This window comes from Oceanisphaera ostreae (assembly GCF_042676125.1).
GTDB classification, from domain to species: domain Bacteria; phylum Pseudomonadota; class Gammaproteobacteria; order Enterobacterales; family Aeromonadaceae; genus Oceanimonas; species Oceanimonas ostreae.
Genome location: NZ_JBHTJS010000035.1, coordinates 57,282 through 78,820, shown reverse-complemented (window position 1 = coordinate 78,820; position 21,539 = coordinate 57,282). Strand labels below are relative to the sequence as shown.

General features: G+C 50.3%; 22 protein-coding genes. 8 read left to right on the top strand and 14 right to left on the bottom strand.

Going from position 1 to position 21,539, the window contains the following annotated elements; genetic code table 11:
- Nucleotides 1–20: 20 nt before the first annotated feature.
- Both adk and hemH read left to right on the top strand, forming a co-directional pair.
- A complete protein-coding gene (adk, locus tag ACFQ1C_RS08865) occupies nucleotides 21–665 on the top strand; it encodes an adenylate kinase (protein WP_379558245.1) in 645 nt (214 codons plus the stop codon).
- 79 nt (nucleotides 666–744) lie between these two features.
- Nucleotides 745–1,713, top strand: a complete 969-nt coding sequence (hemH, locus tag ACFQ1C_RS08860) for a ferrochelatase (protein ID WP_379558244.1) — start codon at nucleotides 745–747, stop codon at nucleotides 1,711–1,713.
- Nucleotides 1,714–1,952: 239 nt separating this feature from the next.
- Here the strand turns inward: hemH and ACFQ1C_RS08855 are convergent, their stop codons facing one another.
- On the bottom strand, nucleotides 1,953–2,459 hold the full coding sequence (locus ACFQ1C_RS08855; protein WP_379558243.1) for a hypothetical protein: 507 nt from the start codon (nucleotides 2,457–2,459) through the stop codon (nucleotides 1,953–1,955).
- Between the two features lie 333 nt (nucleotides 2,460–2,792).
- On the opposite strand from ACFQ1C_RS08855, the gene ACFQ1C_RS08850 reads away from it, so the two are divergent.
- The 4 genes from ACFQ1C_RS08850 to ACFQ1C_RS08835 all read left to right on the top strand — a co-directional run bounded on the left by ACFQ1C_RS08850 (nucleotide 2,793) and on the right by ACFQ1C_RS08835 (nucleotide 6,388).
- Nucleotides 2,793–2,990: a DUF4250 domain-containing protein gene (locus ACFQ1C_RS08850; RefSeq protein ID WP_379558242.1), complete on the top strand. Its 198-nt coding sequence runs from the start codon at nucleotides 2,793–2,795 to the stop codon at nucleotides 2,988–2,990.
- Between the two features lie 65 nt (nucleotides 2,991–3,055).
- Nucleotides 3,056–3,712: a thiopurine S-methyltransferase gene (locus ACFQ1C_RS08845; RefSeq protein WP_379558241.1), complete on the top strand. Its 657-nt coding sequence runs from the start codon at nucleotides 3,056–3,058 to the stop codon at nucleotides 3,710–3,712.
- 568 nt (nucleotides 3,713–4,280) lie between these two features.
- On the top strand, nucleotides 4,281–5,648 hold the full coding sequence (locus ACFQ1C_RS08840; RefSeq protein ID WP_379558240.1) for a YjiH family protein: 1,368 nt from the start codon (nucleotides 4,281–4,283) through the stop codon (nucleotides 5,646–5,648).
- Nucleotides 5,649–5,815: 167 nt separating this feature from the next.
- On the top strand, nucleotides 5,816–6,388 hold the full coding sequence (locus ACFQ1C_RS08835) for a DUF924 family protein (RefSeq protein WP_379558239.1): 573 nt from the start codon (nucleotides 5,816–5,818) through the stop codon (nucleotides 6,386–6,388).
- 68 nt (nucleotides 6,389–6,456) lie between these two features.
- Here the strand turns inward: ACFQ1C_RS08835 and ACFQ1C_RS08830 are convergent, their stop codons facing one another.
- Both ACFQ1C_RS08830 and dinG read right to left on the bottom strand, forming a co-directional pair.
- On the bottom strand, nucleotides 6,457–7,089 hold the full coding sequence (locus ACFQ1C_RS08830) for a YccT family protein (RefSeq protein WP_379558238.1): 633 nt from the start codon (nucleotides 7,087–7,089) through the stop codon (nucleotides 6,457–6,459).
- Between the two features lie 436 nt (nucleotides 7,090–7,525).
- Entirely contained in the window at nucleotides 7,526–9,616 is a 2,091-nt protein-coding gene (gene dinG / locus ACFQ1C_RS08825; RefSeq protein WP_379558237.1) for an ATP-dependent DNA helicase DinG, read from the bottom strand.
- Nucleotides 9,617–9,983: 367 nt separating this feature from the next.
- Between dinG and ACFQ1C_RS08820 the strand changes: the two genes are divergently transcribed.
- A complete protein-coding gene (locus tag ACFQ1C_RS08820; protein ID WP_379558236.1) occupies nucleotides 9,984–11,036 on the top strand; it encodes a porin in 1,053 nt (350 codons plus the stop codon).
- A gap of 285 nt (nucleotides 11,037–11,321) precedes the next feature.
- Here the strand turns inward: ACFQ1C_RS08820 and ACFQ1C_RS08815 are convergent, their stop codons facing one another.
- The 7 genes from ACFQ1C_RS08815 to ACFQ1C_RS08785 form a co-directional block, all read right to left on the bottom strand.
- On the bottom strand, nucleotides 11,322–11,693 hold the full coding sequence (locus ACFQ1C_RS08815) for a transcriptional regulator, TraR/DksA family protein (protein WP_379558235.1): 372 nt from the start codon (nucleotides 11,691–11,693) through the stop codon (nucleotides 11,322–11,324).
- 742 nt (nucleotides 11,694–12,435) lie between these two features.
- Nucleotides 12,436–13,386: a tRNA dihydrouridine(16) synthase DusC gene (gene dusC, locus ACFQ1C_RS08810; protein ID WP_379558234.1), complete on the bottom strand. Its 951-nt coding sequence runs from the start codon at nucleotides 13,384–13,386 to the stop codon at nucleotides 12,436–12,438.
- A 144-nt stretch (nucleotides 13,387–13,530) separates the two neighbouring features.
- The gene (locus ACFQ1C_RS08805) at nucleotides 13,531–14,214 is read right to left on the bottom strand and encodes a TIGR04282 family arsenosugar biosynthesis glycosyltransferase (RefSeq protein WP_379558233.1); all 684 of its coding nucleotides are present in this window, start codon (nucleotides 14,212–14,214) and stop codon (nucleotides 13,531–13,533) included.
- Entirely contained in the window at nucleotides 14,211–14,876 is a 666-nt protein-coding gene (locus ACFQ1C_RS08800) for a TIGR04283 family arsenosugar biosynthesis glycosyltransferase (RefSeq protein WP_379558232.1), read from the bottom strand. The genes ACFQ1C_RS08805 and ACFQ1C_RS08800 overlap by 4 nt, the downstream gene beginning before the upstream one ends.
- Nucleotides 14,876–15,859: an arsenosugar biosynthesis radical SAM (seleno)protein ArsS gene (gene arsS / locus ACFQ1C_RS08795; protein WP_379558231.1), complete on the bottom strand. Its 984-nt coding sequence runs from the start codon at nucleotides 15,857–15,859 to the stop codon at nucleotides 14,876–14,878. Before arsS ends, ACFQ1C_RS08800 begins: the two co-directional genes overlap by 1 nt.
- Nucleotides 15,860–15,908: 49 nt before the next feature.
- Entirely contained in the window at nucleotides 15,909–16,139 is a 231-nt protein-coding gene (locus ACFQ1C_RS08790) for an anti-sigma factor family protein (protein ID WP_379558230.1), read from the bottom strand.
- Entirely contained in the window at nucleotides 16,133–16,723 is a 591-nt protein-coding gene (locus ACFQ1C_RS08785) for a sigma-70 family RNA polymerase sigma factor (protein ID WP_379558229.1), read from the bottom strand. Before ACFQ1C_RS08785 ends, ACFQ1C_RS08790 begins: the two co-directional genes overlap by 7 nt.
- A 199-nt stretch (nucleotides 16,724–16,922) precedes the next feature.
- Between ACFQ1C_RS08785 and mtnK the strand changes: the two genes are divergently transcribed.
- Nucleotides 16,923–18,098 carry an S-methyl-5-thioribose kinase gene (gene mtnK, locus ACFQ1C_RS08780; protein WP_379558228.1) on the top strand — a complete coding sequence of 392 codons (1,176 nt, stop codon included), beginning with the start codon at nucleotides 16,923–16,925 and terminating at the stop codon, nucleotides 18,096–18,098.
- A gap of 366 nt (nucleotides 18,099–18,464) precedes the next feature.
- Here the strand turns inward: mtnK and ACFQ1C_RS08775 are convergent, their stop codons facing one another.
- Genes ACFQ1C_RS08775 through ACFQ1C_RS08760 form a run of 4 tightly spaced genes read right to left on the bottom strand, consistent with a single transcriptional unit; the run spans nucleotide 18,465 to nucleotide 21,468 of the window.
- Nucleotides 18,465–18,950 (bottom strand): DUF3299 domain-containing protein, encoded by a 486-nt coding sequence (locus ACFQ1C_RS08775; protein WP_379558227.1) that lies wholly within the window; start codon nucleotides 18,948–18,950, stop codon nucleotides 18,465–18,467.
- On the bottom strand, nucleotides 18,950–20,197 hold the full coding sequence (locus tag ACFQ1C_RS08770) for an ABC transporter permease (RefSeq protein WP_379558226.1): 1,248 nt from the start codon (nucleotides 20,195–20,197) through the stop codon (nucleotides 18,950–18,952). The genes ACFQ1C_RS08775 and ACFQ1C_RS08770 overlap by 1 nt, the downstream gene beginning before the upstream one ends.
- Entirely contained in the window at nucleotides 20,191–20,877 is a 687-nt protein-coding gene (locus ACFQ1C_RS08765) for an ABC transporter ATP-binding protein (protein ID WP_379558225.1), read from the bottom strand. Before ACFQ1C_RS08765 ends, ACFQ1C_RS08770 begins: the two co-directional genes overlap by 7 nt.
- Before the next feature lie 6 nt (nucleotides 20,878–20,883).
- Nucleotides 20,884–21,468 carry a DUF2796 domain-containing protein gene (locus ACFQ1C_RS08760; RefSeq protein ID WP_379558224.1) on the bottom strand — a complete coding sequence of 195 codons (585 nt, stop codon included), beginning with the start codon at nucleotides 21,466–21,468 and terminating at the stop codon, nucleotides 20,884–20,886.
- Between the last annotated feature and the right edge of the window lie 71 nt (nucleotides 21,469–21,539).

Sequence of the window (21,539 nt, the reverse complement as noted above, 5' to 3'; positions counted from 1 at the left end):
ATCAAGAAGAGGACGCTGTTATGCGCATCGTTTTGTTGGGAGCTCCCGGCGCGGGCAAAGGAACGCAAGCTCAGTTCATTATGGAGAAATTCGGGATTCCACAAATCTCTACCGGTGACATGCTGCGTGCAGCAATTAAAGCTGGTACTCCACTTGGTTTACAGGCCAAAGAAGTGATGGATCAAGGACAGTTAGTGTCTGACGATCTTATTATTGGCCTAGTTAAAGAACGTATTAGCCAAGATGACTGCGCAAAAGGCTTCTTGCTTGATGGCTTTCCACGCACCATTCCCCAGGCCGACGCAATGAAAGACGCCGGTGTAGTAGTGGATTATGTGCTGGAGTTTGCCGTGCCAGACGAAGAAATCGTCAAGCGCATGAGTGGCCGTCGAGTACATCCAGGATCTGGTCGTACTTATCACCTAACTTACAACCCACCTAAGGTGGAAGGCAAAGACGACGTAACTGGGGATGATTTAACGATTCGTGTAGACGATGAAGAAAGCACAGTGCGCAAGCGTTTAGGCATCTATCATGAGCAGACCGCGCCTTTAATTGATTATTACAAGCAAGCTGCGGCGGTTAGCAACACCGAGCATCATAAAGTGGATGGCACTCAATCTGTAGAGGCTATCAACCAGCAACTCGCCACAATATTGTCTTAATTGTTATGCTTATCTACCGAGCGCCATCTGCGCTCGGTTTTTTTATGCTTAATTTCGATTTTAAAATATGGGTAACAAAGTGAAAACAGGTGTGTTACTGGTCAACCTGGGTACGCCCACGGCACCAACAGCTAAGGCAGTTAGAACCTTTCTTGCTCAATTTTTACACGATTATCGTGTTGTCGATCTCTCTCGCTGGCTATGGTGCCCCATATTACACGGCGTTATCTTGCCTTTTCGCTCCCCTAAAGTAGCCAAGCTATATCAATCTGTTTGGTGGGAAGAAGGTTCACCGCTGATGGTAGTCAGCCGCAGACAGCAAGCGGCCCTTAGCGTGGCATTGCAAGAGGCGGGCATTGATATGCCGGTTGTATTGAGCATGAGCTATGGTGAGCCGTCTATTGAATCGGCATGGCAAGAGTTAAAAGCGGCCGGCGTAGACAGAGTTATTATATTGCCGTTATATCCACAATATTCGTCAAGCACCACGGCGTCGGTGTTTGATACCTGGGCCAAGTTAATGAAGCACGAGCGTAGATTACCTGCGTTTCGCTTTATTCGTGATTATCACGATAACCATGGCTACATACAGGCATTAGCAGAATCAGTTCGTGCTAGTTGGCAAGAACATGGCCAAACCGACTTGTTGTTACTGTCTTATCACGGCATTCCCAAGCGGTTTGAAAATGAAGGTGACCCTTATGGCCAGCAGTGCCACCGCACTTCAGAACTGCTTGCAGCTGAGCTGGGCCTAGAGCCGCACCAATGGCGCACTACCTTTCAATCGCGCTTTGGTCGCGAAGAATGGTTGATGCCCTACACCGATGAAACCATGGTTAAGTTACCCAGCGAAGGGGTTAAACGCATCAGCGTTATTTCACCGGCTTTTTCGGCTGACTGTTTAGAGACACTAGAAGAAATATCCAGTGAAAATAAAGCCTACTTTATGGACGCAGGCGGCGAGCAATATCATTACATTCCTGCTCTAAATGATAATCCAGCTCACATCCGTATGATGATGGATCTAGTGTGTAAGGAAATTGCTTAACTTTTAGCTTTAAGCGATCAGTTAAAATCAAAAACAAGATCCTGATGTTCATCAGGATGACGGCAAAAACACCAAGGCACCGCCTTATGCTGTCATGCCGGTACCGGGTAGAGCCCTCATGACGGCTCCGGTATCTTGTTTTGTCTTTTGAATGCATTAACTATCCCAAACCCCAAGATTCGGTCATTCATCAGGGGTACGGCACCAATACGCAAACACCGCTCTATACCGTCATGCCGCTACAAGACACACCGCTCTTTTCCGAGTTTGTGTGCATCTAAACGCTTATAGCTGACGGCGGCTCTTGTGCTTAACCCACACCTTCTCGCGGCCAAAATATGGCGCGGCCTATGGTTTATATCTAGCGGCCCTTGTTTTAGGTCACCGTACTTCCAGCACACCACCACAGCAATACTTGGGCAGGCAGTGGCGCGTAATACTAACTGTCGCGATGCCTGCTTGGCATCAATAACTCTCGCCAGATCTATCCCCGCCTCAAGCAACGCTTGTCTCGATAAAGGGGCCGGTGCATTTGCTATTAATATCCAGCCACTATTGTTCTGGCTAATAGCTGCTAAATTGGCTAACAATCGAGCCTGTGGCACACCTCCCCAGTGACTGATATTGCATTTTGTTGCGTCTGTGCTTGTACTGTTTGGCGTATACATAAAAGGTGCATCCAGTAATAGTGGCTGCCAAGACATGGCTGAACAAAGTGACTGACGAGTGTGCAAGAGAGTGGCCATAAGCAATCCAAGTTCCCTGGGTGGTTACTGTGTATACATACAGTAGTGTTCGCGCGGCCAGAGATCAAGTAAATACTGGTTAAATTTACAGTGGTTGAGCGCAGTCACACACGACACCGCGTACGGCGTAAGTAAAAGACCGGTACCATCCTGTGCCACATGCTAACTCGATTCAGTATCAGCGTGACGGCTTCGGTAATGTTGCGATTAACTGACAGGCTCTCGTCACAGAGTCGACAAGAGCTATGGCCAATAATACTTATTGATAACAGCGCTTTTTCACTCTGAGTTAAGATAAGCTGGTTGTTGTGCTCTGGCAGATAGGAGGGAGATATGGACAGATTATTACTGGAAAAAATGGATCACCACATGGTGCTTAGTATTTTAAATGAAAAGCTACGCCTCGAATGCGACAATCTTACTACCTTGGTATCGCGTTATGAGCTGGATACTCACTGGCTAACAGAGAGCATGACACACATTGGCTATCGCTACGACGCCACTAGTAACCAGTTTAAACCCAGAGCTTAAGTTAAAGTCTGAGCCACTGTTATCTTAACTGTGGCAGTGGCGTTTTATTTGAAATGGAAAATATTATGGAAGCAGACTTCTGGCACCAGCGCTGGCAAACATCGCGCATTGGCTTTCATCGCCAGCAGGTTAATCGTCAACTTAATGAATACTGGCCACAGCTTGCCGTACCGGCCAAGAGCAAAGTACTGGTGCCTTTGTGCGGTAAAAGCAACGACATGCATTGGCTGGCTGAGCAAGGCCACGAGGTAGTCGGTTTTGAATTATCGTCATTGGCAGTGCAAGACTTTTTTTCCACAGCACTGCTTCCCGCTAAGCAAGAGACGATTGGCCCTTATCAGTGTTGGCAAGCTCAGAAAATCAGTTTATATCAAGGTGATTTTTTTCAAGCGCACCAGCTGAATCTACGCTTTAACGCCGCCTACGACCGAGCCGCACTGATTGCGTTACCTCATTCAATGCGGGTGCAGTATGTCGAGCTGTTGGCAAGTTTGCTCAACCCTGGCGCTGTTTTATTATTGGTGACCGTTGACTACGCACCAGATCAGCAGCAAGGCCCGCCATTTTCGGTACCCGAACATGCCGTTAAGAGTTTGTTTGAACCCTATTTCACTATAGAAGCGCGCAACAAAATGTCGGAAGGACCAGATAACCCTAAAGTTGCCAGCGGCGAGCTGAGCTACTTCGACGAGCTGTGTTTTGTGTTAGTCAGAAAAGCGTAAAGGGTGAAGCGATAAGTTAATGATCAAACCCAAGACCATTTCTGCCACGGAACCCACGAAATCCACGGAAAAATTAAGCTGAGATAAGAGCGAAAAGTACCAAAATACCTTATGGGTAAGAGCAAAGTATAAGACCATATTTGCTACGGAATTCACAGAACAAGGGCAAAAGCCTAAAGTGAAAGAGCATGTCGGTTGTAAGGTATTACCATAAGAGATGCTTTGGGTTAGGTCTTATTTTTCCGTGCTTCTCATAAATAAAGAGGCCAGTTCTTCCGTGGCAAAAATATCCTTAGTTTTGGTTTTTATGTGGTGTATGCCGTAGCTGATCGCTGACGGCTGAAAGCTTACCGCTCCCCGCAGGGTGTTATCTAGCGTTAAATCCCGATTTACCCTTTCTGTTAAATATATTTAGCTGTAAAATAACTATTCAGTAAGCTTATCCTTTGTTGGTGATTTATTCACTTTCAGGAAGGTTTTATGCTGATTTAGTTTGCAGGTTGCATAAATCAGCATTTTTTAACTTTATTTATTCAAGTTGTGCCATGTATAGCTTGATGGAGTCACCATGGAAAAGACATTGGCAGAGCAGGGTAATGCCAGTAAACGTAATTTACTGATGTTTGTACTGCCTTCATTGCTGGGAGTGTTGTTGTTTATGACGCCGGTAAGTTATAACGGCGATCTCACCATTATGATCGCAGTGCTTGCCAAAAGCCTGCAGGCCGCTTTAGCTGACACCTTACCGATGATTGTCACGGTGCTAATTTGTGTGTCGGCGGTCTTGTCTTTGCTGGTCACGGTATTTAAGCCGATGGCAGTGCTGAAAAACTCCTTTTTAAACACCTTGTTTAATATCAGTCCCGTATGGCTTATTAGTCGGCTGTTGGGCGCGGTGTTTGTGCTGCTGGTGTATAGCCAAGTGGGGCCAGAAATATTGTACAGCGGTGATACCGGCGGCTTAGTGCTTAACGACCTGTTACCGGTGTTGTTTGCGGTGTTTATTTTTGCCGGTTTGCTGCTGCCGTTGTTACTCGATTTTGGATTGCTGGAATTTGTGGGCACCTTGCTTACTGGCATAATGCGGCCAATATTTCGTCTGCCAGGTCGTTCGGCCGTAGACTGCATGGCCTCTTGGTTGGGTGATGGTAGCGTAGGTATTTTGCTAACCAGTAAACAGTACGAAGGGCTTCATTATACGCAGCGCGAAGCGGCGGTGATTGGCACCACCTTTTCGGCGGTATCCATTACCTTTAGTTTGGTAGTGTTAGCGCAAGTGAAGCTGGAATATCTATTTTTGCAGTTCTACCTTGCCGTCTGTTTGGCCGGTATTGTGGCGGCGATAGTGGTGCCGCGTTTGCCACCATTGTGCTGGAAAAAAGACACCTTTATTAATGGCGAAGCAAGGCCTGCCGACTATGAAGTCACACCACCTGGCTACTCGCGTTTAAGTCATGGTTACGCCCTTGCCTTAGAGCGCGCCAGCAAAGTACACAGCCTAGGCCAAGTAGCGCGTACCGGCATTCACAATGCGTTGGATATGCTGTTGGGTGTATTGCCCGTGGTGATGGCGTTTGGCACCTTGGCATTGGTAATAGCGGAAACGACGCCGTTATTTAGCTGGCTAGGTGTCCCTTTTGTGCCACTGCTAGAATGGCTACAGATACCCGAAGCCGCCGCGGCCTCACAAACCATAGTTGTGGGCTTTGCGGATATGTTTATTCCGGCTATTTTGGCGACGTCAATAGAAAGCGACATGACCCGCTTCGTGATAGCGGCGCTATCGGTCACTCAGCTAATATATATGTCGGAAGTGGGTGCTCTATTGTTAGGCAGCAAAATCCCGGTGAATGTATTAGAGTTGTTTGTGATCTTTTTGCTGCGCACACTGGTGACCTTGCCGGTAATCGCCCTAGTAGCACACTGGGTGTTTTAAAGTGGCCCTTCGGGCAGCTAACAGGCTTTAAGCCGTCAGCGATCAGCTACAGATAAGACCATTTTTTGTATTTTAAGCCGTCTTCCTGACGCAGGTCAGGATATCGTGTTTCACCTTTAACTGGCAGCGTATAGCTGACGGCTTACAGCTACCCGAAGGGGATAATTATGATGCAGTCGGTACTTAAATTTTGGTTTGAAGAATTGACGCCTGCTCAGTGGTGGCAGAAGAACAAAGCGCTTGATCGCAAGATTACAGAACGCTTTAGCGACTTACATCGTCAAGCCTGTCTTAGTGAATTGTTTGCGTGGCGTGCCACGGCAGAAGGGCGGTTAGCAGAAATTATCGTGCTGGATCAATTTTCTCGTAATATTTATCGTGATAGCGCCACTGCATTCGCGGCCGATGGTATGGCGCTGGCTCTTTCACAAGAAGCCATTCGCATAGGTGCCGACCAAGCATTAACGCCGCAGCAAAGAGTGTTTTTGTATATGCCGATGATGCACAGCGAATCACTTAAAATACATGAAGTGGCACTGGCTTTGTTTGAAAAGAACGCCGAACCTGAGGTTGGCTATGAACATGAACAGAGTGGAGCAGCCAGCAGTTTGCAATATGAACGCTTGCACAAAGACATTATCGCCCGCTTTGGCCGTTACCCCCACCGTAATGCCATTCTCGACCGGGAGTCGAGTACCGAAGAAGCCGCATTCTTGCAGCAGCCCGGATCTTCCTTCTAAAAATAAAGAAATAAAGGGGTCGGAGTCATTTTTAATCGATAAATGACTCCGACCCCTTTTTCATTTTTTTATTGCTGTTGAATAGCCCAGATTTGAAAGGCGCGTTGCGTATCTTTGTCAGCCGCATTCCACCAATGTTTCAGCATATCTAGTGCATCTGCATCTACTACTGCATCGCCAAACTTGGCCTGAGCTGCGGCAACGGCAGCGTCGGTACGGCCGTTAAATGCCATGCCTTTTTCAGCCAGTGATTCTTGAATACCACTCGCGATATTTAAACCTGCGGGAATAGGGATTATTAGCATTTCGGCTGGAATTTGAGCATCTGTTTTCTTGTCGGTTATCTTAAGCTGAGTATCCTGCTCGCGTAAAAACTGACGTGCTAACTGATAGTTAATTGGAGATTTATAATCGAGCGCCAACTCTGCATCTGCGGGCACATCAAGAGTAATAATAACGGGGTCGCCATTAAGTACGCGCAACTCAGATTTATTTGAGTAATCTTTAGTGTAAGAAATGGCAACTTGATGCTTACCTTCGCTAAGGTCTACTTTATGAATACTTTTGGTAATACTATTAGCTGTTTTTTCACCGTCGACTAAATGAATCTGATAAGGCTGCTGTGCTTCAAACGTAGCGGCGCTGGCGCCAAAAGACAGGCCGGCAAGGGCGATGGCAGCAAGGGTTAAACGTGTTTTCATTAAGTTGGGCTCCTGAGCGATTAAGATTTTATTTTTTAAGTACCCGTATTATGCATAATAAAGGGCGCTAAGTATTTGAGGTAACACCAAGTTAACCGCAAAATTGTGACAATTTCTACATGCAAATCGTAAAGAGTGCAGAGTAAAAGATAAAGAGGACGATATAGGCTCTCAACCCGTTATAGCGAGGAGCGCAACAAAACGACAATTCTTGCAAAGACCACGCTTTCGTCATTGCGAGGAGTGCAACGACGCGGCAATCTCTGTTTTAGCGCTGTGTGGTTTGTAGGATGGATTGCCGCGCTGCGCTCGCAAAGACAACATCCCTCGTCATTGCGAAGAGTGCAACGACGCGGCAATTTCTGTTTTAGTGCTGTGTGGTTTGTAGAATGGATTGCCGCGCTACGCTCGCAAAGACAACACCCTTCCCCTTTATTCACGGTTTTAAAATGGTAAACGGCGGTAAGGCTTGTAGCAGGGCCGGGCCGTAGCGCTTGCTAACTAGGCGCTTATCTAATAGCACAATACGGCCGGTATCGGTTTCGGTACGTAACAAACGCCCACATGCCTGAATAAGCTTGCGCGAGGCTTCGGGTAACGCCAGTTGCATAAATGGATTGCCGCCAGATAGGGTGATCCACTCGGCCATGGCTTCTTCTACTGGTGAGGTAGGCACCGCAAACGGCAGCTTGGTAATAATCAGGTTAGTTAGGTAGTGGCCGGGCAAGTCTAACCCTTCAGAAAAACTACCGGTGCCAAATAACACGCTGGGCTGCTTACCATCACATTTTACTTTATGTAACTGCAATAACGCTTGGCGGCTGGCTTCTCCTTGCACTAACAGCGAATGGCCTTTTGCTCTTAATGCTGCTGCCGCTTGTTTCATTTGTCGATAAGAAGAAAACAGCACCAAACTGGCAGTTTGGTCTTTTAGCCACAGCGGAATGTGTTCGGCTAACAAGTCATCAAAATTCGGGCTGCTGGGCTCGCAGGCAAGATCAGGAATAATAAGCTGAGCACGAGCATAGTCAAAGGGTGAATTAAGGCGCACATAGTGGCTACCATCGTCACTGCGTAAGCCCACGGCACGGCGAAAATAACCAAAATCGTTTAGCGCCGTTAAAGTGGCAGACATCATTACCACCGCGGCGGCTCGCGACCAGCACCACTGCTCTAATAAGTGTCCTACGGCTAATGGCGTGGCGCACAGTAATATTTCTTGTTGGTCATTTTTGTCCAGCGCTAGCCAGCGCGCCGGAGGCGTTTGCTTTGGGCTGGTTGCCCGCAACAGTAGCGTGCAACCATCACGCAGCTGCTCGCCTTGTAACTGCTGTTGGCTGATCATCGCCAGTGCCGCCTCAATAGCTGGGGCCTGAGAGGGGCTTAATTTAAGCTGCTCGGCAAGCTGGCTATTAATGGGGCCCAGCGCTCGGCAAAAGGTTTGGCTGTCCTCTTTTAGGGTGCTTAGGGTTTCATCCAATCCGCAGGGTAAGTCTCCGGGGCTAAAGCGCAAACAGCCTTGGTCATCGGTTTGCAGGTCTTGGCGCTGCAATGCGGAAGATAACTGGCGGTATAAGTCCGTTAACGCCGGCACCAGCTGAGCCGTGCCGTATTGCAGCTTGCCAATGGCCGTTTGGCCATCGCTGCCCAGTAAGTCATTTAACTTGCTTTGCCATTTATTGAATTGCTCAAGCGAGCGGCGAATGTGGCGCAAGGCTAAGCGTGTTGATCCTTGGTCTCGCGCTACGGCGGCAATATGATGAGCTTCATCCAAAATATATAAACATTGCTCAGGCTCGGGCAGCACAATGCCGCCGCCCATACTTAAGTCGGCCAGCAACAGCGCGTGATTCACCACAATGACATCGGCTTGCTCAAGCTCGGCTCGGGCTTGATGAAACGGGCAGCTCTGGTGGCCCAACATCGGCTGACAGCTATGGCGCTCTGCTTGCAGTTGCTGCCACAGTAAAGAGTCTATTGGCGTGGGCCAACTGTCTCGGTCGCCTTGCCAGCTTTTATTGCTATAGGCTTGCCACATGTCTGCCAATTGGCGTTGTTGTGCGGCCGTTAGCGGAGCGGTAAGCGTTTGTTCAAAGGCGCTAGGCTCAAACATCTGCGTTTGGGCAACGCCTGCGGCCAAGTCAGCTAACCGCCGAGCACAGCAATAGCGGGCGCGGCCTTTGGCTAAGGCAAAGCGAAAGCTGGGCTTACAATGAGGTAAAAATAACGGCAGGTCTTTATCTACCAACTGTTCTTGCAGTGCCAACGTTGCAGTAGATATAACCAGCTTCTTTTGGTTAGCGCGCGCCCACGGAATACCTGCCTGCAAATAGGCCAAAGATTTACCAATGCCAGTGCCGGCTTCGGCCACCAAAATGCGCCGAGCTGAGTCATAACGGCCCAGCAATACTTTCCCCATTTCTGCCACCAAATAATTTTGCTCGCGGCGCGGTATAAAGCCGGGTAGGGCCTTGCTTAGGCGCCGATAGTTTTCGCGCACTAAGGTTTGATAATTATTAGCTGGCATCTTGGAGGTTGGCATCACTATTAGGTTGTTGGATTTAATGGGCGGGGCATTATAGCGCGATTCACATTGCAAATATTTACTGAAAATATCGGAGGAAGAAAGCCGTGTTGCCGCAAACGAATACCGATAAGTTGCCGCTAATTATAGTCGCTAGCGTATTTTGTGCTAGCAGTAAGCTTGAAAGTGCTAAAGAGTGCTGTTGCTCACAATTTGATGTGGGAGGAGTGTAATTGTCATAAAAAGTTCCCGCTATTTTGTTGCAAGCTCAAAATGGCGGTGGTAGGCTGCCTTCCATAGTAACGTTATGCGTTGCTAACACAGGGAAAACAAGGACTTAGTGTTCACTAACAGTAGGCAAATAAAAATCATGAAAAAAACAATTCTTGCACTGACAATTCCTGCACTGTTTGCAACTTCTGCAAGCGCTGTAACCGTTTACTCCGACGAAGGCAGCCAGGTTGATATCTACGGCCGCATTCAGTACGAAGCCGGTGAGATTGGCTATCAGAATGATTCAGCGGGTAGAGAAACTAAAGCTGAAAATTTTGGTAGTGATGGTGAAGCTCGTTTAGGTATGAACGTTAAGTACATGCTGAACCAAGACGTGGATCTGATCGGTAAGTTGGAATGGCAGGTTGCCGGCGAAGCTGGTGACGGTGCTAAGTTTAATGCACGTTACGCTTGGGCTGGATTTAAATTTCAAGACACTACTGAACTGACCTTTGGTCGTAGCCAAGATCCACTGGCTCAAGCTATCTACCTCACTGATATCATGAATGCTTTTGGTGGCGCGATTACCTATAACAGCCCTATCGCACTGGATGACAAGGTAGACGATCAAGTTCGCGTGGCTTACGCTGCGAATGGCTTAGATCTGCGTGCTGGTTATGCCTTTGCAGATGCTGATAAGGAAGACTTCGCTAACCAAAATCCTGGTTATAATAAAGAAAACCAGTGGTCAGCTACTGCCGGTTACACTTTCCCCTTCGGTCTGGGCTTGGTCGCTGGTTATGAGCAAATAAGCGGTAACAATAAAGTCGGCGTTACTTCAAATAGCCAAGATGTCGATGCTTGGCTTGCCGGTGCTAGCTATACTGTAGATGGCTTCTACTTTGCAGGCTTGTACATAGATCGTCAGCGTGAAGCAGCTGTCGGCGATGATGAGTCAAAGGCGTACGAACTGCACGCTCAGTACAATGTAGATGCTTGGACTCTTATGGCTCAGTACTCTAAAGAAAGATTCGATGCGGCCGGTGCCGCGAACAAATACGACAGCATCGACGACCTCACTCTTGGTGTTCAGTATGACCTGACGGCTAAGGCTAAGCTGTATGCTGAATACGTGATTTCTGATTCTGAAGTTGCCGATGGCACTAAGAAAGATGACCAGTACGGCATGGGTATTCAGTACAACTTCTAATTTAGCTTAAGCTAAAGTAAGAAGCATAAAAGCCGGCGCAAGCCGGCTTTTTTATGGGTAAAATATAGCGTCGGCTCCTAGCGCCAAGGAAGAGCTAAGCTAAACCGTAGCGGACTCTTGTAGGTGAACGTTTATTATCCTATCTCGCCGGTGCCGAAGTCTGTATCTGTAGTTGTTGCTATCACAGGCTCTTACCATCAAGATCTCTTTCAGATCTGATCCCTATTTTTCCGTGTTCTTCCGTGTATTCCGTGGCAAAAATATCTTTAGTCTTTAGAAGAGCGTTTAAAGTGTCCAGCTGGTGTGCTGGCTGTTTAAGTGCTTTAGTTCGCACTGTGCGCAGCGTTGGCGACAGGGATCTTGATATAATAGTTCATAACTTAGCTCGGCTTCGCAATCGCTACACAGCCCATATAGGCCGAGCAGCTGCTGGCACAAGGCCGCATCAAGCTGCTTGAGCTGTGTGATGTGGGGTTGTAACTGCGGCCAGGCAGACAAGGCGCCGTGGTCGGCCCATTCATCGGCCGGCAACTGCTGAAACTGCAGGGCAAGCTCGAGATCCAACGCCTGCAGTGCCTGTAAAAACGCCTGTCGCCGGCTAGCTACCTCTGCCAGCAGCCGGTGCTCCAGCTCACATTCGGTAATATTGCTGCTCATGATGACATCCAATCGAGGGAGTATGGTGGCCAGTATAGAGCGGTGCTTTTGTTAACATCATGATGCAAATCAAGACCGCATAGCTTTAAGTCGTGTGGTCTGAAAGTCGCCAGCCGTGTCTGGTCATACTAATCTCACTAAATGTTTGATCTATTTTAAAGCTTGGAGTGTAAGAGGCAACACAGCCACCTCCCACGACACGCTACTGGGATAGCCATCTTTTCTGGGTAACGACTGCGAATATTCACAGGATATTCGTTTTATTACCCAACAAAGATACACGGCAGCAAGCTGCCCCATGGGGGCTCGGGAAATGCCGTCCTTGGCATTTCACGGTCGTGGTAGGCGATCTCTGTTGCCTCTTTCATAAGCATCGAGTTGTCTGGGAGTAGCATCATCAGTCGCCTGCGAAATATAGGAGAGGATGAAGGGCACAGCTCCACCGACCATCACATGACAAGGGTGTCATGTGATGAAGTTAGAGGGGGCGAGCTTGTCTCGCCGTGACGAGCTGTATCAACCTAACGAACATCCAGTGAATGTTCGCAGTAGGCTGAGACGGTGAGTGTCACTAGCCCGAAGCGTGTCGGTGGAGTAGGCCGTTTATCCGACCTTTATAGGAAGTAAAAGCAGACTACTTATTTAGTGCGATTGGTATCACAAGGCAATTGACGATGGTACTACTACCGGACATCGGCAGGCATAACGCAATAACTGTAGACAGCGCCGGGCGGCTGAAAGCTTAACGCTGATCGCTTACGGCTGCTTGCGAAGCAAGCACCTGGCGAATGTCATCAGTGTGCTTTAGGGTACGTACTTCACCAAATAAGGTGTGCGCTTGCGGGTACTGCAGCTTTAAAAAGCTCAGCCACTGCTTAATACGATTTGGGTAATACACGCCTTTATCGCCCTCAACTTCTAACGCCGAATAATCTAATAACAGCGCAATCACCTGCGGCCAAGTCATGGGGGCGGTACCGTCTTTAATGGTGGCGGCCAAGTTAGGCAAGGCTAGTGCCCCTCGGCCAAGCATTACATCTGTGCATTGGCTTTGTACTTGAGCTTGGCTGGCTTGTTGGCTATTCCAAATTTCACCATTAATGATCACCGGAATGGCCAACGCGGCGCGAATATCGGCGACCTGCGGCCAATAAGCCGGTGGGCGATAGCCGTCGCGTTTGCTGCGGGCATGCACCGCCAGCTCGTTAATGCCGCCCTCGGCCAGTGCTTGGCTGTTTTCTAAGTAAGAGTCTCTGTCTTCTAACCCTAAGCGTATTTTGGCGCTCACGGGTAAATGCGCAGGCACGGCGGCGCGCACGGCTTTGGCAATTTTATAGAGCAGTTCGCTGTCGGCCAGCAAGGCGGCACCGCCGCGACTTTTATTGACGGTTTTGGCGGGGCAGCCAAAATTCAGGTCGATGCCTTCAGCGCCTAACAAACAGGCTTGATCGGCATTTTCCGCCAGCCAATCTGGCTCCTGGCCCAACAACTGAATACGCACCGGAGTACCGGCGGGCGTTTTACAACCTTGATGTAACTCGGGGCACAGACGATAAAATACCCGTGGCGGCAGACGCATATCCACCACACGAACAAACTCGGTTACACACAGGTCGAAGGGGTTAATGCGGGTAAGCAAGTCTCGCATTAAATGATCTAATACCCCTTCCATAGGGGCCAATATCAGGCGCATAGTTACGTTAAGCTATATCAATAATGGTGGGCCGAGATTATAACAGATTACCCCTTAGGAGAGCTGTCAGTAAAATACACACACCGCCTTTTGTAGTGTGCCCATCTCTTAAGAAAAGAGGACTTCGGCACGGTTTAGGTTAGGTTAGCAGTGATCAGTCAACGCCCGTCGCCAGGCAGGTGTAAGCCAAAAAAGATCCGCGGGTTCGTCAATGTCGTGTAGCTGCTCGGCTAAAGCATAGCGCCACCCCAGTTGCGTGAGGCGCTTTTGGGTTAGGGCCGCGACGGTGGGCGTGCTCCAAGGAATATGAGTAAATAACTGATGATTAAATTGGCGCAGGCCCAGCAGGGCATAGCCGCCATCCCAAGTTGGGTGCAGCAATGCATCCAGCGAGCTTAGGCGATGGGCGGCACGGCGTAATAGCTCGGGGGACAGTTGCGGGCAATCGGTGCCAACCAGCAGTACTTGCTGTTGCTGTGTTTTATGTTCGAGCCTCGTATTGCTAGGTAAGGTATTGTCAGATAAAGCATTGTTAGATAGGGCGCGCTGAGCGGCGCAGGCCATGCGCCTACCTAAGTCTCCGTCGTCTTGACTGCTGAATATGAGTTGAGGTGACAGCACAACGTCGGCCCATTCGGGAGCATCAGAGCCTGGGCTCATACACAGTTCAACGGGGCCTATATTGGCGGTTAGACACGTTTCTATGGTACTGGCCAGCATATATCGAGCCAGCCTCGCCGCACCTCCGTTGCCCAACGCAGCAGCGAGTCGGGTTTTAGCCTGGCCGGCAACCGGCGCCTTGGCAAAAATAATGATGCGGGTGCTCAACGATATCTCCTGGCTAATTTGCTGGGGCATTCGCCGCGCCAGTAGGCAAAACGCAACCACCACATGAGCCATATGGTGCGCCACACGCCGTTTTGTTCCCAACGTCGGCCCGAGGTCAGCACTTTTTGCCGTAAACAGGCAGGAGGCCCCAAGCGCTTTAGCCGCAGGCTAAGGGCGATATCTTCCATTAAGTCTTGTTCGGGAAAACCACCAACGGCTTTAAAGGCGGAGCGCCGCACAAACAACGCTTGATCGCCGGTAGCAATACCCGACCAACGAGACCGCAAGTTCATCATGACACTGATAACTCTTAGCATGGGGTGCTGGCCGTTAATGGCTACATCAAATCGCCCCCACTGATGCTGAGCCAGCGCCGAGCGGACCAACAGCTCGAAGTTGCTCGGTAACTGAGTATCGGCATGCAAAAACAATAAATAATCGCCGGTTGCCTGCTCGGCCCCCATATTCATCTGTTGCGCTCGGCCTGCGGGCGCGGTTAATACGGTGGCGCCGTAGTGTTTTGCTATGGCCACGGAGTGGTCGTTACTGCCGCCATCCACCAAAATCAGCTCGGCATAGCAGGCTTTGTGCTGCAGAGCAGTCAAGGTAGTGGGCAACGCCTTGGCCTCGTTGAGCATGGGCATGATAATTGACAGCGTCATCAGGCTGTTGACTCATCATGCAGGGCGCCACCGCAGCTGCTACCTTGGCCGGCGGTACAGCCATAGCAATGTTCGGCTACCCGAATCGGCTGACCGTTGAGATTGCGATGCAAGAGGTCGCGCAGGTGAGGTCGGCTGTCTTTATGGTTGGCAGCGGGCAGCCGTAATCCTAACTGTTGATTGAAGTCGCAATCATACAAGTAGCCTTGCCAATCTACACTTACGAGATTACGGCACATCAAGTTGGCCAGATTATCGGCAGAGTAATTGTCTTTTAATAACCGCAGATAATCATGAAACTGCCGCTTGGTGATCAGGTAATCACCAAAGCGCTTAATGGGCATGTTGGCCAGCGCAAACAGGTGATTAAAGCGAATATCGAAGTGTGCCAGTAACTCTTTACGATAAGCGGCTTCCAACCCTTGCTGCTCGGGTGGTAGCGTCGCCCCTTGTGGGTTATAGACCAAGTTTAATATTAAGCCTGAATCGGGCTGGCCATAACCTAGTTGATTGAGCTGCTGCAATGCGGCAATGCTTTTATCAAAGGTGCCTTTGCCGCGCTGCTTATCAACATTGTCCAGCTCGTAGCAAGGCAATGACGCCACCACTTCTACTTGATATTCGGCTAAAAAGTCGGCCAGAGTTTCGTGGCCAGGCTCATATAAAATAGTGAGGTTACACCTGTCTATTACATGAACGCCAAGCTTGTGCGCGGCAATCACCACGTCGCGAAAGCGCGGGTGCATTTCGGGGGCGCCGCCTGTTAAATCGAGGGTGGTCAGCTTGCGTGCTTGCAACACGCGGGGAATTAAGGCGAGGTTAGCGTCATCCATCATTTCGGTGCGATGCGGGCCGGCGGCCACATGGCAGTGCACGCACTTCATGTTGCACATATAGCCCAAATTCACCTGCAGCGTGTCTAGCGCATGACGCTTGATTGGGGGAAAGCCCGTTAAGTCGAGTAGAGGTAGGGTGTCTCGCATCATCATTCCTTTATTTAGGCGAACCGCGTTAGGCGCAACAGCACGGATGTTAGCCGCTGTCTTTATCAACCGTATCTTGTGGGCCCACATCGGTCGGTGTGGGGTCGGGCCGACGGGCAAAGGTATGAGCTAATGAACGAAGGATTGGTAATTGCCGTTCAAATTGACGACAGCCATTGCACATCACGGTGTGCGACGCCAAAGAGAGCCGCTCAAATTGACTTAAAGGGCGTTCTTGACTCTCAGACATCAGCCGAGTGGCTTTGTGACAGATCAACATGGGCAGTCTCCTTGTTGTTGCCAGGTATTTTCTAGGCATTCGCGTAAACGTAGCCTAGCTCGATAGAGCAACACATTAAGGTTGCTGACCGTTAAATCCAGCTCGAGGCAGATTTCATGGCTTTCTAGACCAATAAACTCTCGCATCATAAAAGTACGACCCTGACTGGGTGGCAGCTTGTCTAAACACAATTCAAACAAGGTCCAGAACTCGTGGTCTTCTTGGCTGCTTTCTGGTGCGCTCCATTCCACGGGGCGCTCTACTTTGTGCCACATGCCAAACCGGTTAAATAGCTGCTCTTCCAGATCGTTGCTGTCGTCGGCGCCCAAACTGGTGAGCGTGACCAGCCGCTGGTTTTTGCGGATCACATCCACAATTTTGTGTTTGAGAATGGCAAACACCCAGTTTTTATAGGCGGCACGACCTTTAAAGCTATCTGCGTATTTAAAAGCACCCAACATAGCCTCTTGCACCGCGTCTTCCGCTAATTGCGCATCTTTTAACTGTAACGTGGCAAAACGCAGCATTTGTCGACGTAACTCCTCGGATAACAAAGGGTGTGCGGCATTGTGTCTATGATCCATCATGACTCTTATGTGGTGGCGGCTAATAACCAGAGTATATGCCGCTTAGCGCCTGCGCACTATTTTGGGACTCTAATGTTACTAATTCGACTGATTTGTGTTGTTATGAGCTTAGTCGTGGTCACTATCGGTTTTATTACAGTACGGGCCGCTTTTATTACTCTTATCTGCCAAGTAGGGCCAAGGTCAGGGAGCTGTTATGAGCCAATATCGAATATTTAATGATGAAGATGCCATCGCTTATGTGCGTCAGGCGGCCGAGCTTGGTCCCAATATGGTCTTGCAGGGAGAGGAAATAGGGGATGGCAATCTGAACCAAGTGTTCAAGGTGTGTCAGCCGGGCTCGGCAAAGGGCTTTATTGTGAAACAGGCGCTGCCCTATATTCGCTGCATTGGCGAGACTTGGCCTTTAACTCGAGACAGGGCACGCATAGAAGCCGAAATCTTGCTGTATCACGGCCAATATAGCCCGGAATATACGGTGGCGGTGTTGCATCATGATGCAGCTCTGTCGGCGATATTGCTGGAAGATTTAACCGACTATCAGGTATGGCGCCAGGCGTTACTGAACGGCCAGCACTTTGCCGATGCCCCCGTGCAGCTGGGAACATATCTGGCGCAGGTGCATGTTCACAGCAGTGACTTCAAGCTCGACTATCAGGGGCAACGCGCGGCGCAGCTGCAGTTTGCCAACCCGGAATTAATGGCGATTAGCGAAGCCGTGTATTTTGTCGATCCCTTTTGTGATCACGAGCGTAATAACGTGGCGCCCGACATTCGCAGCAATGCCGAGCAGCTTTGGGCCGACTCGGCATTAAAGGTGAGGGTAGCCAGGCTTAAGCACGATTTTCGCTGCAATGGCCAGGCCTTGTTGCACGGCGACCTGCATACCGGCTCCGTGATGGTGGCAGCGGGCCAGCTTAAGGTGATAGATGCCGAATTTGGCGGCTATGGCCCCATGGGCTTTGACGTTGGGGTAATGATTGCCAACTTGTTGCTTAACTTTTGCAGCCAATCGACCGTGCCCCAGCAGTTGCTACGCATCAAAGACGTGCAAGTCTTGTGGCGCAGCTATAAAACGCAGTTTTTTCAGTACGCCAGCCAAACGGCGGACGCGGCTCTGACCGAGCCCGAGTATATCGGCGCCTTGTTGCGTCAGGTATGGCAAGACGCTTTGGGTTATGCGGGCTGCGAAATGATACGCCGCACCATAGGCGTGGCCCATGTGGCCGATATCGATAATATGACCGATCCCAACCAAAAAACAGCCAGCCAACGCCAGGCGCTGGCACTGGGGCGCATCCTCATCATGAACGCCGACAAAATCGACGATGCCCAACTGGAGCATACAGCTTTAAAACATAGCGCCCAGTAAAAAAAGAGCACCAACAAAGCAGAATAGAGTGGTGTTTTTTGTAGGCGCCGTGTTTTAGGTATGAGTGTTCTCGCATTACGCCGCAGGCGTAAAGAAGCTGCCTAAGGGCTTGGATGCAGTGGCTAAAATAGACCTTATTGGTGAGGTCAAGCCAACGGATCGTTTTCAGCCTTACGCTGTACGCCGTAAGTTAAAGACAAACATCGTCAATTTTGACTTGCAACGTACGGCTTAAGGCTGCCCGAAGAGTTTATTATTACCTATAAAATGTATTTCAGATTTAATCTCTATTTTTCCGTGGGGTCGGTGGCTAAATAGTTTTAATCTGTATCTGGCCGTTTCCTGCTTTCGGGTTACCGCTTTCTTTTACAGCTGGTAAGGCGCGACGCTGGTGCCTTGCAGTGAATAGGCGGCATCGCCCATTTCGTGGCTGGCGCCCGTGGTACGCAAGGTGCCGGTTACCCACACTGCATCCCATAAGTCGTCCACCTTGGCGCCGGCTGGGTATTCCACATACACAATCTGGTTAGTGGGTGGTGGTGGCACATGAATACAGGCGCCAAAGTAGGGTACCAGTAAAAAGGCGGTAATCTGCTGGCTGTCACCTTCCAGTGGCACCACAAAGCCGGGTAAGCGCACCTTTTTTCCGTTCAGGCTGGGCACTACTTTGCCGATGGGCTGGGCAGGAATGGCAAACTCATCGTCATGATTCGCTTCGGGAAAAGGCGGCGGATTGAGTTGTTCTGCCAGCGGGATCAAATCGTCCCATTCCAACAGGCTGTACTCGTCGGCCCAGGCAGGGGGGGCGACCAACATCAGCGCGGTAAGCGCCATGGCAAGATAATGTAACATCAGTGATTAATACTCATTCCATCGTGCAGTGAATAAAAATAGGCCCGAGCGGCAGGTAGCAAGCCGATCAGGGTGCCCGCTAGCAGGGTTAAGCCCATCAGCCGCCATTCGCCAGCCTGTGGTAGAGCAGGATACAACAACAAGCCATATTGTGCCTGCAACCAGGGTGCCAGCAGCTGCAAGGCACCATACAACAAAACCAGCCCAAGCAGAATGCCAAGCCCGGTCAGCAGCAGGGCTTCCAGAGCCAACAAGCCAAACAAGTGCCGAGGTCCGGCGCCCAAAGAACGCAAAATTGCCAGCTCGCGTCGCCGTGCCGACAAGCCGGCCAATAACGTCGTCAGAATGCCTAACAGACCGGCTACCACCACCAGCAGTGCAATAAAGGCAATGGCTTTTTCGGCCACACTCAGCAAACTCCATAGCTCGTGCAAGGCCGTACCCGGTAAGATGGCCGACAGCGGCTCGGCGCGATAACCATTAATGGCGCGCTGCAAACCAAACACCTGCACCTTGTTGTGCATGCCCACCAAAAAGGCGGTAATCGACTGAGGGGTCAAGTCTTGGGCGCGCGCTTGTTCATGAGACAGTTGCAGGGTTTTACGGCCACTTTGCCAACCAAGGTGAATGGCCTCCAGACCATCTAGCCGCACATGCACGGTTTTATCTACCGGGGTGCCGGTGGGCGCTAAAATGCCGACTAGGGTAAAGGGCAGGTCGTCGTGCAGGCTGAACGAGGTGTTGCCCGCCCCGTGAGCGATAATTAGCGAGTCATTGAGTTGATAGCCCAAAGTGCGCGCCACTTCAGCACCTATGACGGCTTCAAAGGTGTCGTTAAAAGCACGGCCCTTGGCCAGCTGCAGCGGTTGCTTGCGGCCATAGGCGTAATGTTTGAAATAGTCCTGATTGGTTCCCAATACCCGAAAGCCCTGATGAGAGTCGCCCAAGGCAATGGGAATGGTCCAGGCAATACCCTGATGCTGTTTAATACGCTGGTAGCTTTGCCAACTGATATTGTTGGTGGGGTTACCGAGCCGAAATACCGAATAGAGCAGCAGGTTTATCTGGCCGGTGCGCGCGCCCACAATCAAGTCGGTTCCCGAGAGCGTACGGGCAAAGCTGTCTTTTAGCTCTAGGCGTATTTTTTCAACTCCCAGTAGCAGCAGTACACTGATCGCAATGGCGGCCAGGGTCAAACCGGCGGTCAGACGCCGCGCCCACAGGCTTTTTAACGCCAATATCAACATAGTGAGGCCTCGTTAAGATCAGACAACGACACCACGCGAGTAAACAGTGGCTCCAGGGCCGAGTCGTGGCTCACAAAGATCAGGCTGCTGTGCTGGCGCCGACATTCGTTAAACAACAATGTCATAAAGGCCGTGCGGTTATCTGCATCCAGTGCCGAAGTAGGCTCGTCGGCAATCACCAGCTCGGGGCGCCCCATCAAGGCGCGCGCCGCAGCCACCCTTTGTTGCTGGCCAATACTCAACCGGTGCACGGGCTGTAACCACAGCTCGGGCGCTAGTTGTAATTCACCGAGCAAGCGCCTGGCTTCAGCCTCGGCGGGCTGGGTGAGTCGGCGGCGCTTGTGGCGTGAGAAGATCAGCGCCGAGGTCACATTTTCCAGCACCGATAAAAAGGGTAATAAATTAAATTGCTGAAAAATATAGCCGATATGATCGGCTCTAAACTGGTCTCGCGCTCGGGCCGACATCGAGGTCAAGTCGTGGCCTAATAAACGCAATTGTCCCTGATTGGCACTCTGAATCCCTGCCAGTAAGCCCAGCAGGGTACTTTTGCCACTGCCACTGGGGCCCTTGATAAACACCGACTCACCGGCGGCCAGTTCAAAGTTGGGAATGTGCAGCAAAGGTGCCTGGCCGGGCCAGGCGAACGAGAGATGGCGAATGGACACTAAGCTGGTCATGGTACTTTACCAGCTCGCTGTTGGTTTTTCGGAGGTCAGGGTGGCGGCAATCTGCCCCGTAGCCACTATGCCTTGCAGCTCAATGTTGTTAAAGCTGGTGAACTGCTCAAACAGCTGAGTGCTTAGCTGGGTGAGTGCCTGTGGCTGCTGACATTGGTAACGATATTGTACCAATATATCGCTGTGGCCATGATCCGCGTGGTGATCGTCATCATGTTCATGTTCATGTTCATGCTCATCATGATGATGTTCGCCGTCGTGCTCATGCTCGGCCTCATTCAATGTGTCTTCATCCTGTTCAATCAGCTGGCTGGCTATCAACTGGCAGCCTGCCGCTCTGGGCAAGGTAAAGAGCAGGTCGGCATTTTGAATGCGGGCCAGTGCTTCGCGGTATTGAGTGTGCTGCTCGGCATTGTTGGGGGCATGCTCAAAGCCAACAATATCTGCCGCCGGGGCAAATAGTTCCAGCATCAGCTGTTGCTGATCCTGGGCCAAACTCAATCGGCCAAAGCCATGTTGATGCACACCGGGCAACGCTTGTGCGGTGAGGGGTAACAAGGGAAGGATGAACAGCAGGGGTTTAACAGACATAACTAGCTCCATATAAGTTTGTTATGTTATAACGTCTTTGTTTGGAGCTGTAAAGAGGGAAATCTAAGCAT